The sequence below is a fragment of the Synechococcus sp. genome (assembly GCF_982614295.1).
In genome coordinates this window covers 8,221-18,816 of the sequence record NZ_CEXBMR010000025.1, presented here as the reverse complement: position 1 = coordinate 18,816, position 10,596 = coordinate 8,221, and the positions used below count along the sequence as shown (strand labels likewise).

Below are 10,596 nucleotides of genomic sequence, written 5' to 3'. Positions count from 1 at the left end.
CAACTTGAAAACGAGGCAGATCCCTTGGAGGGAGGCCTCACCCTGGTGGCCCATCCCAAAGGCAAAGAGGTGAGGCGCTTGGCTTCTATGTCTGGGGGTGAAAAATCTCTCACGGCCCTAAGTTTTTTGTTCGCGCTGCAGCGGTTTCGCCCCTCCCCTTTCTATGCACTCGATGAAGTGGACAGTTTTCTTGATGGTGTGAACGTGGAAAGGCTCGCCAGCTTGATCTCCACCCAAGCAGATGCAGCCCAGTTCCTAGTGGTGAGTCATCGCCGCCCAATGATTGCCGCCAGCACTCGCACAATCGGAGTAACCCAAGCCCGCGGCGCCCATACCCAAGTGGTGGGTTTACCCTCTGCAGCCTGATGGCCAATCCTGCGCCACAATGACTCGATTATCAATAGAGCCCTTGCAGGCGCCGCCACCCTCCGATTCCAATCCTGTTCCATCAGATCGCCTCTGGTTGCGATCTGAATTGATGGGCACCCAAGTGATCACCCGCGACACCGGCCGCCGCCTAGGTGTTGTGGGTGAAGTGATGGTTGATATTGATCGCCGCGAGGTGGTCGCCCTTGGTTTGCGCGATAACCCGCTTACCAGATTTCTGCCGGGGCTACCCCGTTGGATGCCCCTCGAGCAAATTCGCCAGGTGGGCGATGTGATCTTGGTGGATTCGGTTGATTCTCTTTCGGAAAAGTTCAATCCCGAACGCTTTAGCAGGGTTATTAATTCGCAGGTTATATCTGAATCTGGAGAACAATTAGGCCGCGTATTGGGATTTAGCTTTGATATCGAAACTGGCGAACTCACCACCTTGGTGATGGGGGCCGTAGGGGTGCCGCTGCTGGGGGAGGGAATCCTTAGTACCTGGGAACTAACCGTTGAAGAAATTGTAAGTTCTGGCCCTGATCGAATAATTGTTTATGAAGGTGCAGAAGAAAAGTTAAAGCAATTAAGTAGTGGATTGCTAGAAAAACTCGGTATCGGTGGTGGCAACTTAGAGCGGGAGGAGAGGGAGCGCTATCGCCTTAATATGGTGCCGGTGGAAAACCAATTGCCTGCGGCCCAGATAACTGAACAGGAGCAGCTGCGCCTTCAAGCAAATAAATCTGAACGCTTTGCTCCATCTGCATCAAGCGAAGAGCGTATCGAATACGGTTCAAGCCAAAAAATAAACCGCAATTATGAGCAAAAAAATAGCCAAGGATCAAGCTCAAATTATGATCCTGATTACGAATATGTGGAATTAGAACAACGGGCGCAGCGTCGGGAGCAGCTGCAGCAGCGCAGATATTTAGATGAAGATGTTGCCGAACAGAATTCAAATCGAAATTACGACAAATATAATAAATTCAACGACTATGAGACTAGAAGACAGCCCCTAGATGTTGATGTTGAACCCGTTGAGATCAGACGCGAAACTTTAGAATCCATATCCGATCCGATAGACGACGATCCCTGGGCTTAAGGTCTACATTTTCTGAAACTTTAAGGATGCAGAATTCACGCAATAACGTTCACCCGTTGGAGCAGGGCCATCTTTAAAAACATGGCCTAAATGTGCATCGCAGTTTGCACATCGAATTTCAGTGCGTTGCATGCCGTGGCTTTGATCTGTATGAATGCTAATCGCAGTTGGATTAACCCCTTGCCAGAAACTTGGCCAGCCGGTACCTGATTCAAATTTTGCATCAGATTTAAAAAGTTCTTTATCGCAGCAGATGCAACGGTATATTCCATTCTCTTTGTTATTCCAATACACACCTGAAAAGGCCCTTTCAGTTCCCCCTTCTCTAGCTACTTGATACTGCTCAGCTGTGAGCTTTGTTTTCCATTCCTCTTGGCTCAATTGCATGGCCTATCAAATCGCAAAGGTTTGTTTCTCTAATTTAAGCAATTGTTTTGTAATTTGTGGGTAGTAATTCATCTACCAACCCCGCCAGCTGCGCCACCGCCCCTGGTTTCCCCCTTAAACGCCTCAGCTCCTCAGCCATTGCCTCGAGGCGTTCAGGGTTTTCTAGCCATTGGGCGGCTTCTGCTCCAATCTCTTCTGGAGTAATCGTGCCTACCCGTTCTGGCACTACTAAGCGGCCGGCGCTGATATTTGGCCAGGCAAGGAAGCCTCTATTTCGCATACGCCATGCCGTGAGGGCTATTCCCAGTAACCATCGCAACAGTGGCAAGCGCGCCAATAAACCAAGCCAACCATCCCACGCCTGCATCACGTGTAGGTGTTGAGTTGGAACCAGCACAAGCATTGGCACGCCCAAGGCGCCTAGCTCAGCGGTGTTCGCTCCAACAGTTGTTAAAGCGAGAGTGCATTGGCTTAGGAAATTGTGGGCCGGTTGGTTCTCAACCAGCATTATTTCAAGGCCGCTTCCTGTGATTAAGCAACGCTTCCCACTTTCACTTCCACTTTCACTTTCATCGCTCAAATGCGGTGAGCTGCCTCCATAAAACCGCTGTAGGGGATTGCTTAAATCTCCATGTTTAATAATTTCTGCTGCAGAAGTGGTTGGTGCCACCGCTAATAAAAAACGCACTTGGGGCCGCAGTTGATGCAGGATCTCTGCGCAACGCAGCATGAATGGCACGCCTAGCTGTAACTTTGCACCTTTTGAGCCCGGCAGCAGGGCCACCCATTCTCCAGCCACAAGCCCTGTTTCATTGCGGGCGGCATGGGATAAATCCGCCATTAAATCTCCCACCACCGTGCAGCGCTTTTGCCACTTGGGCTTAAGTCGCGCCGAAGCTGCTGTGCCCATAGCGGCAATGCGGTCGTTCCATTGGGGCCAGCGGGCCACCCATTCGGCGTAGGTGATGTGGCGATAGCCAAGTCGCGCTGAGAGCAGCACCGTCCAAAATTGATCGCCCCCCAGAAAAACCACTACGCCTTTTGCCGGCCAGGGGCCGTAGCGCTTGGGATTGATAAGTAGTTTCCAAAATTCTCTAGCCGGAAATACCTGTTCAAATAGCCCCATTGCTCTGGCCACTCGATGTTCAGTGGCGTTTGCATTAGGGCAGGGCACTAACACCAGCCTTAGTGCATCAGGCCCTTGGGGCGCCAAAGGCCTTAACGGGCGAATTTTATGCAAAGCGATAGCCAAAGGCCTCACCCAAGTAGTGAGTTCCCCAGGCCCGTTGCAAACCAGAACGATGCTTCCGGTTGGATCTGATGCGGATGGCGAGACTTGAACTCGCAAGACCGAAGTCACACGCCCCTCAAACGTGCGTGTCTACCAATTCCACCACATCCGCGTGGCTTGCCGAATCGGCAAGATCTCACTTTACCAGCTGCTTCAGCTGCTACTACTGATTCCACCACTGATAGAATCACTTGTTATGGAGGGGGGTTATGGCGATAAAGAAACTTTTAATAGCGAATCGCGGTGAAATCGCTTTAAGGATCATCCGCACCTGCCGTGAGATGGGCATAAATACGGTGGCTGTTTATAGCACCGTAGATCGCACTGCACTGCATGTGCAGATGGCTGATGAAGCAGTTTGCGTGGGGGATCCCCCCAGCAGTAGGAGTTATTTAAATATTCCCAATATCATCGCCGCCGCCACTTCCAGGGGCGCTGATGCAATCCATCCTGGCTACGGCTTTTTGGCGGAAAACGACCGCTTTGCCGAAATCTGCAACGCCCATGGCCTTACTTTTGTTGGCCCTTCTCCTGAATCCATTCGTGAAATGGGAGATAAATCAACCGCAAAAGCCACCATGCAGCGGGTGGGGGTGCCAACAATTCCCGGTAGCGAAGGCTTACTTGAAAACCCCGAAGAGGCAGCTGAACTCGCTGAATCGATGGGCTATCCGGTGATGATTAAGGCCACCGCTGGCGGCGGCGGCAGGGGAATGCGTTTTGTGCGCAGCAGCGAAGAATTGGAATCTTTGTACAGGGCGGCCCAGGGAGAAGCGGAGGCTGCTTTTGGTAATCCAGGTTTGTATATGGAGAAGTTTATTGATCGCCCTCGGCACGTAGAAGTGCAGATCCTCGCTGATCGATTTGGGGAGGTGGTGCACCTAGGCGAACGCGATTGTTCAATTCAAAGGCGGCATCAAAAATTGCTGGAAGAAGCTCCAGGGCCGGGTTTAGATCCAATAATTCGAGCCCGAATGGGCGATGCAGCTGTGTCAGCGGCAAGATCGATTGGCTACGAAGGGGCAGGCACCGTTGAATTTCTGCTCGATGCCACAGGTCAGTTTTATTTCATGGAGATGAATACCCGCATCCAGGTGGAACACCCTGTTACCGAGGTTGTTACCGGCATTGATCTGATTGCTGAGCAGCTACGAATTGCTTCAGGTGAGCCCCTACGTTTTCGACAGGAAGATATTCAGTTGCGGGGCCATGCGATCGAATGTCGCATCAATGCTGAAGATCCCCGGCATAACTTTCGGCCAGCCCCTGGCACCATTACCGGCTGGTTACCCCCCGGCGGCCCTGGAGTTCGCTTCGATAGCCACGTTTATACCGGTTACGAAATCCCCCCTTTCTACGATTCGTTAATCGGCAAACTTATTGTTTGGGGTGAAGATCGCCCTGCAGCATTACGGCGTATGCGCCGCGCCCTTTCTGAGTGCGCCGTGATTGGAGTGCCAACCACGATTGAATTTCACTTGGCCCTTTTGGATCGCCCCGAATTTCAAAGGGGGGAGGTGCATACAAAATTTGTGGAGATGGAAATGCTTAAGCCAAATGCTGAGCGGAACGCAACAACTGGCTAACTAAACCCTGTTGACCCACCAGCAGTTCTCGCATCAAGCTCACCAATCCAACCCAAATAACAGGTGTTACGTCTACGCCACCTATGGGCTGAATTAAGCGCCTGGTGGGGGCAAGCAGTGGCTCAGTTGGAATTAACACCAAGGCAACTAAGGGATTAGTGCTGTTGAGCTGTGGATACCAGCTCAGCACTATGCGTCCAAGAAATAAAAGCGTCCATGCCGCTAGCAGGATCCCAATCAAATTGTTACTGGCGTTAAGGAGAGGAAGGGGCAGTGCTGTCACAAACTTCTACGGCTTTATTGATTGATCCTAAAGAATCCCCTAATAACCGTAGGATTCGGGAATTAATGAAGGCGCCATGACCCCTTCCCTTTCAAATTTCCTTACCAGCTTGGGAGCTGGTGCCCTGATCGTTGTGGTGCCAATCACAATCGCTCTGATTCTGATTAGCCAAACCGATCGTCTTGATCGCAAGCTTTGATTTGTCTGGCATTAGTAGCAGTGGCCCCTAAACTGTTTTCACATGGGCTTTAGATGCCCGCTCTGGGCCCCGGAGGCCATCCATGGTTAATGCCAGCCTGAATTGGGCCAGCATCGTTGGCATTGTGCTTGCGGTGGGCGGCACAATGCTTTATTTCTTGCGTAGTTTTAAGCCAGGCCTCGCCCGCGACTACGACGTATTCTTTGCGGCCGTTGGTTTGTTATGCGGCGGAATACTTTTTTTTCAGGGTTGGCGCCTCGATCCAATCCTGCAATTCGGCCAGTTTTTATTAGCAGCTACAACGGTATTTTTTGCTTACGAATCTGTTCGTTTGCGCAGTGTTACCACTGAACAAGCCCGCCGTTCCGCTTTCTTTGACGAAGATGAACCGCTGCCCTCAAGGCCTCGCATGGGTCGTAGCGAATGGGGCAATGAAGACCGCTTTGAAGACCCCCAGCCCCTGAGGCGCAAGATTCGCTCTAGAGCCGATGATATGGATGAACCAGAAGAAGAAATAGATAGGGATTTTTATCGGCCGCGGCGCCCGGAGCGTCCGGCTATACCAGAACGGGCCCAAAGCCGTTTTGCTGCTAGCACTGATGCTCCCCCAGAATTTGGAGCCCGCCGCCGCGAACGCGATAGTCGCGAATCAAAACCCAGAGCTCAAACCAGCGCGCCTACTAGGGGTATGCCCCCCTCTGATGATCTACCTAGATCCAGCAGACGCCCTGCCCCATCTGCAAGTTCAAGCTCAACAACCCGTTCATCAAGGCCGGATGCTGCTGCAGCCATCAGTGAAGCGGATTTCAGCCCGCTGCCACCTCGTCCCCGCCCTACCAACGCAAACAACCTAAACAATAACAATCTAAATAATAATCTAAATAATAACAATCCAAGCAATAATTCTCGTTTCGATAGTTAACTAAGGCCTGTTTTAAATGATTTGGCGGGTTGGGTGTAGGCAGTTTTTGTTATTAACTTCTTTTTGTTTATTAAACGCCTGCGGCCAACGTTTCGAAGCTCCTGGTATTGGCGATCAACAGGATCCGGCTCTAAGTGGTAACGGGCGCCTTTTGGTAACAGTGGCGGAGCGCTCAGGCAGACGAGCAGTGCGTTTAGTTGAGCGCAGCACAGGCAATGAATTACCCCTAAAAGGTTTGAATTGGGGCATGCCCCACCGTTCGCCATCTTTGAGTTGGAATGGCCGTTATTTAGCTTTCATTTTGCAAAGAGGTGAGCGTTCCGAAATAGTTGTATTTGATCGGGCCTTAGCTCGTTTACGCCCCTTGCCATTGCCAGGTGAGCGCTCTCCTCAAGCCCTAACTATTTCGCCAGATGGCAAGCGCCTAGGGGTTCAGCTTTTGCATCGCGGCCAGCAAGATGTGGAGTTGTTCAATCTGCCTTCCCACGAACCAGATTTACCCCCTGGAGCACCCTTGCGATGAGCAAGAAAGCATTTTTTTATTGCTTATTTAGCTTGTTGCTACTTGGGGGCTGCGAGGGGCAAGGTTTACAACCGGAGCTTGGCCTGAATCCCCGTATTTCCCAATCTGGCGACGATAGCTCTCCCAGCTTGGCTGCTACTGGAATGGCCTGGATTGCCCCCGGATCAGCTCAGGTGAGATGGCTGGATTTTTCAACAGGATTCGGTTCTCCGTTGCCGGGGCTTAATCGCCCCGATGCCCAACCTATAAGCGTGAGTGTGGATAGTGCTGGTAAACGCTTTGCCTTGGTGCGCAGTTTGGCAGGGCGCACTGAATTGTTGATTTATGAACGCAATCTCGCTTTATTGCGGCCCATTGGGCTGGTGCCAGCTGGGGTGCCAGCGAAGGTTGCCATCAGTGGCGATGGCCGAGTGCTAGCAGTGCAGGTGAGCCGAGGGGGGCGCTGGCAAGTGGAGCTGCTTGATTTACCTTGAACCGATTTATCTAATTAAATTTGAATTAATTTAATCCAGCCCAATGCAAAAAAGTTTCACCAGAAATAGTTTCAATTAATAGTATTGCTGAAAAACCGAGCATGGCAAAGCGGCCATTCATCCTTTCGGCATAGGGGCTCCAGCCAAAATCAGGCACATCATTGGTGGTGGCACTGGTGGCCGGGGGTGCGGATTGATCCATGGGGATTGGTTGGGTTGGCATCAGGTTGGATCAAAAACATAATTAGCGGCAGGCAGCAAACTCCAACCGCCGCTGCCATCAAGTTGGAGCACCGTGTTGTGGAAAGCTGTGAGGGTAGGGCGATGCCCCACGCTGATAAAGGCCATGTCTCTTTGGGCTAGCAAGCCATAAAGCCTCCTCTCAGTTGCAACATCAAGGGCGCTTGTGGCTTCATCAAGCACTGCAAATTGCGGAGAATTAAGCAATAGCCGCGCGAAAGCAAGCCGCTGCTGTTCGCCAAGCGATAGCAACCTGGGCCAATCCTGTTGGATCCCTAGATCGGGATAGCGACTAATCATTCCGGCTAAGTTCACTTCCTCAAGCACATTTCGCAGTTGAGAATCACTAAAGCGCGTTTGAGCAAGGGGATAGCAGAGCTGTTCTCTCAAGCTGCCCAATAACATATAAGGCTTTTGGGGAATAAACATCAGCTCCCCGAGGGGGGGTCGTTCAACCTCACCACTGCCGCTGGGCCATAAACCACTAACTAGGCGTAGTAGTGATGTTTTGCCGCAACCACTGGGGCCAACCACCAACACTCTTTGGCTCAGACCCACCTCAAGGTTGATATTTTTAACTAATACTTGGTTTGTGCCAGGCGGTACTACAGATGCATCGCGCAGCAGAATTGAACCGCTGTGATTACTGCGCTCTTTTGCTTCAAGAGCAGGAACTGGCAGAGATTCAATTGTGGATTGGAAACCTTCTAATCGATTGATACTAGCCGAGAAAGCGGCGAGTTGATCAATATTATTAACAATAAAACTTACAGAACCAAAGACCATGCCAAATGCAATTGAAGCTTGGCTAAATACGCCAAAGTCAACTTTTTTTGCAAAGTAAATTGGCGCAATAACGATCCACGGTAAGAATCTAGATAAGTAATCATAAGAGCGTCGAATCATATTTATTAAAGCCTGCCAGATAATCAAGCGATCAAAATTTTGAATTGCTCCTCCAAGGCGTCTTTGTGCCTCTTGGCTTTCTTGAGTTTCGCCTTTGTAAAAAGCAATTGATTCAGCATTGTCTCTTATATGAACAAGCCCGTAGCGAAAATCCGCTTCAAGCTTTAGTTGTTGATAATTTAACTTTACTAATTTGCGGCCAATATATATTATCAAAGCTGTGCCGCCGATCGCGTAAATTATGAGCGCTAAGGTAAGGCTTTTGCTAATGCTCCACAATACAATTATAAAGCTAAAGAATGTTAGTAATGCTTCTAATACGCCCACAACAAAATCCAGGCTTGTACCAGTAAAGTTTCTAGCATCTTCAGAGATGCGTTGGTCTGGATTATCTACTTCTGCGTTGCTTTCATCATTTGGATTAAGTTGATAATAAGCCCGATCACTCATGTAGCGATCTAATAGCCTTTTGGTTAGCCACTCCCTCCACAGTAATCCGAGTTTTGGAATTATATAATTCTGCAATGTACGAATCGGAAGAGCTAGTATTAGGCAGAAACCGTAGATAGAAATTATGCGCCAAAAACCCTGTTCATCATAGGCAACCTGTGCGTTATCAATATTGCGAGCGATAAAACTAATGCCAACGTTTATACCATTTAATACAAGGAGTAATAGCGCAATTACCCCCAGTAGTAACCACGGTAACCAGCGCCCCTGTCGCAGTTTGTTTCTAAAAGCCACAAAACAAGCAATGCTTGAGGCCAGCGCCAGCATCACTAGGGCTCCCGCCGGGCCAGCCCAGATCCCAGCCACCCGCTCAGGCACCCCTGGCAGGAAGCGGCTTTGCAATTGGGGAATTAAGGTGCCACTCGCAGCCACTAGGCCTGTGAGCAGCAACAGTGTTAAACCCACCACTATCCCAAGCAGAGCCGCCACCATCAGCAGAAATTGCCAGGGTTTTGAATCTTCAATCGGTAAAAAATAAGGTTGAGCTAAGCGCTGCAGCTTTACCAGCTGAATGCGCAAAGTCTGAAGGGGGTTGCTCAAAGGGATCGGTTTCTCTTGTCTCCATTCTGCCGATTTAACCGGGGGGCCACAGCAATGGCCGACCACCAATTACGTGAATGTGTAAATGGAACACGGTTTGTCCAGCTTCAGCGCCTGTGTTGATAACCGTGCGCCAAGCGATCAGCCCCTGCATTTTTGCCAGTTTCGCAGCTACCAGCAATAGGTGCCCGAGCAGTAAAGCTTGGTTTTCATCTGCTTCGCTCAAGCTGGCGATATGGAGCCTCGGGATCACTAAAAAATGAACTGGCGCCTGCGGTTGCAGGTCTTTAAAGGCGATGCAGTGCTCGTCTTCATAGATACGATCTGTCTTGATTTCACCCCGCAAGATCTTGCCAAAAACCGTTTGATTGCTTTCTGTCATATGAGAACCAGGATGAATGCCTAAATCCTTACACCTTTACCTAGCAGCAGAGAGACGCTTATATATGTTGCCGGTTACTAGTTCTTTGCGATGCTTCACCTCCAGTTCCAAGATGAGCTGGCCCAGCGTCGCAAGGGCCCGATCCGTAAACGTCTTGAACCTGAGTGGCGTGATGCGGGTATGGATCTTTTGTACGCGGTTAATCGCCTCGCCGACATGATTGATGGCACAGACGGCCCAAGAGATAGGCAGAGCCGCGCAGAATTGCTTGATTACACCGAGGCATCGATTCGCCGCCTTGAACGCATTCGTTACCGTCTTAACCAACGACAATCCTGATTGCTCAAATTGCTTTTTTGATACAAATCATTCATAGGGGGAATTAAACAACTAGTGGCGTTGCCGATTTGCTGGCCTTTTGTTCTGGTGCCTGCCTTTTTGGCATAGAGGCGAAGCCCATCCAGGTGGAGGTGGATTTAGCTCCTGGTTTGCCCGGTTTGCAGCTGGTGGGTTTGGGGGATACCAGCGGCAGAGAAGCGCGCGAAAGGGTGCGATCGGCTTTGCGAAATAGTGGTTTTCGTGTCCCTCAAACCCGAGTTGTGGTGAGCCTTGCGCCTGCTGATCTACGCAAGGAGGGCCCTGGCTTTGATCTCCCCATGGCCCTTGCTCTTTTGATGGCAACTGGGCAGCAAGCGCCGGATGCGCTGCAGGGGGTTTGGGCTACGGGCGAGTTGGGCCTTGATGGCAGTTTGCGGCCAGTGCGGGGTGTTTTGGCGATGGCTCAGGCGGCCAAAAAAGCAGGGGCTCGAGCTCTAATTGTGCCTAGTGAGAATGGCCAGGAGGCAGCCCTGGTGCAGGGGCTTGAAGTGTGGCCTGCAAAAGGGCT

At 50.7% G+C, this 10,596-nt stretch carries 14 protein-coding genes, 1 tRNA gene and 1 pseudogene; 9 read left to right on the top strand and 7 right to left on the bottom strand.

Annotation, left to right across the window (positions count from 1 at the left end; all coding sequences use genetic code 11):
* Together AC2JC8_RS05800 and AC2JC8_RS05795 are read left to right on the top strand one after the other, a co-directional pair.
* Positions 1–366: pseudogene (locus AC2JC8_RS05800) on the top strand (chromosome segregation protein SMC); the annotation flags it as partial.
* 19 nt (positions 367–385) lie between these two features.
* Entirely contained in the window at positions 386–1,468 is a 1,083-nt protein-coding gene (locus AC2JC8_RS05795) for a PRC-barrel domain-containing protein (protein ID WP_484420241.1), read from the top strand.
* A gap of 3 nt (positions 1,469–1,471) precedes the next feature.
* Here AC2JC8_RS05795 and msrB read toward each other — a convergent pair whose 3' ends face one another.
* The 3 genes from msrB to AC2JC8_RS05780 form a co-directional block, all read right to left on the bottom strand.
* On the bottom strand, positions 1,472–1,855 hold the full coding sequence (gene msrB, locus AC2JC8_RS05790) for a peptide-methionine (R)-S-oxide reductase MsrB (RefSeq protein WP_484401504.1): 384 nt from the start codon (positions 1,853–1,855) through the stop codon (positions 1,472–1,474).
* Positions 1,856–1,889: 34 nt separating this feature from the next.
* Positions 1,890–3,215, bottom strand: coding sequence for a glycosyltransferase family protein (locus tag AC2JC8_RS05785; protein ID WP_484594341.1), 1,326 nt, complete (start codon positions 3,213–3,215; stop codon positions 1,890–1,892).
* Positions 3,177–3,258 (bottom strand) — tRNA-Leu (locus AC2JC8_RS05780). The genes AC2JC8_RS05785 and AC2JC8_RS05780 overlap by 39 nt, the downstream gene beginning before the upstream one ends.
* Before the next feature lie 97 nt (positions 3,259–3,355).
* Here AC2JC8_RS05780 and accC point away from each other — a divergent pair.
* Positions 3,356–4,732: an acetyl-CoA carboxylase biotin carboxylase subunit gene (accC, locus tag AC2JC8_RS05775; protein ID WP_484594340.1), complete on the top strand. Its 1,377-nt coding sequence runs from the start codon at positions 3,356–3,358 to the stop codon at positions 4,730–4,732.
* Here the strand turns inward: accC and AC2JC8_RS05770 are convergent.
* Positions 4,695–5,015, bottom strand: coding sequence for a YggT family protein (locus AC2JC8_RS05770; protein WP_255132388.1), 321 nt, complete (start codon positions 5,013–5,015; stop codon positions 4,695–4,697). The genes accC and AC2JC8_RS05770 overlap by 38 nt on opposite strands.
* A gap of 76 nt (positions 5,016–5,091) precedes the next feature.
* Here AC2JC8_RS05770 and psbX point away from each other — a divergent pair, with 76 nt between their 5' ends.
* The 4 genes from psbX to AC2JC8_RS05750 all read left to right on the top strand — a co-directional run bounded on the left by psbX (position 5,092) and on the right by AC2JC8_RS05750 (position 7,132).
* Complete coding sequence (gene psbX, locus AC2JC8_RS05765) at positions 5,092–5,214, top strand: photosystem II reaction center X protein (protein ID WP_255132390.1); 123 nt, start codon at positions 5,092–5,094, stop codon at positions 5,212–5,214.
* Positions 5,215–5,296: 82 nt separating this feature from the next.
* Positions 5,297–6,136 (top strand): Ycf66 family protein, encoded by an 840-nt coding sequence (locus AC2JC8_RS05760; RefSeq protein ID WP_484594339.1) that lies wholly within the window; start codon positions 5,297–5,299, stop codon positions 6,134–6,136.
* A 46-nt stretch (positions 6,137–6,182) separates the two neighbouring features.
* Positions 6,183–6,659, top strand: coding sequence for a TolB family protein (locus AC2JC8_RS05755; protein ID WP_484594338.1), 477 nt, complete (start codon positions 6,183–6,185; stop codon positions 6,657–6,659).
* Positions 6,656–7,132 carry a TolB-like translocation protein gene (locus AC2JC8_RS05750; protein ID WP_484594337.1) on the top strand — a complete coding sequence of 159 codons (477 nt, stop codon included), beginning with the start codon at positions 6,656–6,658 and terminating at the stop codon, positions 7,130–7,132. The genes AC2JC8_RS05755 and AC2JC8_RS05750 overlap by 4 nt, the downstream gene beginning before the upstream one ends.
* Before the next feature lie 25 nt (positions 7,133–7,157).
* Here the strand turns inward: AC2JC8_RS05750 and AC2JC8_RS05745 are convergent, their stop codons facing one another.
* From AC2JC8_RS05745 to AC2JC8_RS05735, 3 genes are read right to left on the bottom strand one after another with little or no spacing between them, the layout of a single operon-like run.
* Positions 7,158–7,334, bottom strand: a complete 177-nt coding sequence (locus AC2JC8_RS05745) for a chlorophyll a/b-binding protein (protein WP_484594336.1) — start codon at positions 7,332–7,334, stop codon at positions 7,158–7,160.
* 20 nt (positions 7,335–7,354) lie between these two features.
* Entirely contained in the window at positions 7,355–9,328 is a 1,974-nt protein-coding gene (locus AC2JC8_RS05740; RefSeq protein ID WP_484594335.1) for an ABC transporter ATP-binding protein/permease, read from the bottom strand.
* 34 nt (positions 9,329–9,362) lie between these two features.
* Positions 9,363–9,710 (bottom strand): histidine triad nucleotide-binding protein, encoded by a 348-nt coding sequence (locus AC2JC8_RS05735; protein WP_484401296.1) that lies wholly within the window; start codon positions 9,708–9,710, stop codon positions 9,363–9,365.
* 90 nt (positions 9,711–9,800) lie between these two features.
* Here AC2JC8_RS05735 and AC2JC8_RS05730 point away from each other — a divergent pair, with 90 nt between their 5' ends.
* Together AC2JC8_RS05730 and AC2JC8_RS05725 are read left to right on the top strand one after the other, a co-directional pair.
* Positions 9,801–10,049, top strand: a complete 249-nt coding sequence (locus AC2JC8_RS05730) for a hypothetical protein (protein WP_255133196.1) — start codon at positions 9,801–9,803, stop codon at positions 10,047–10,049.
* 68 nt (positions 10,050–10,117) lie between these two features.
* A partial coding sequence (locus tag AC2JC8_RS05725) for a magnesium chelatase domain-containing protein (protein WP_484594334.1) occupies positions 10,118–10,596 on the top strand: 479 nt, incomplete at its 3' end.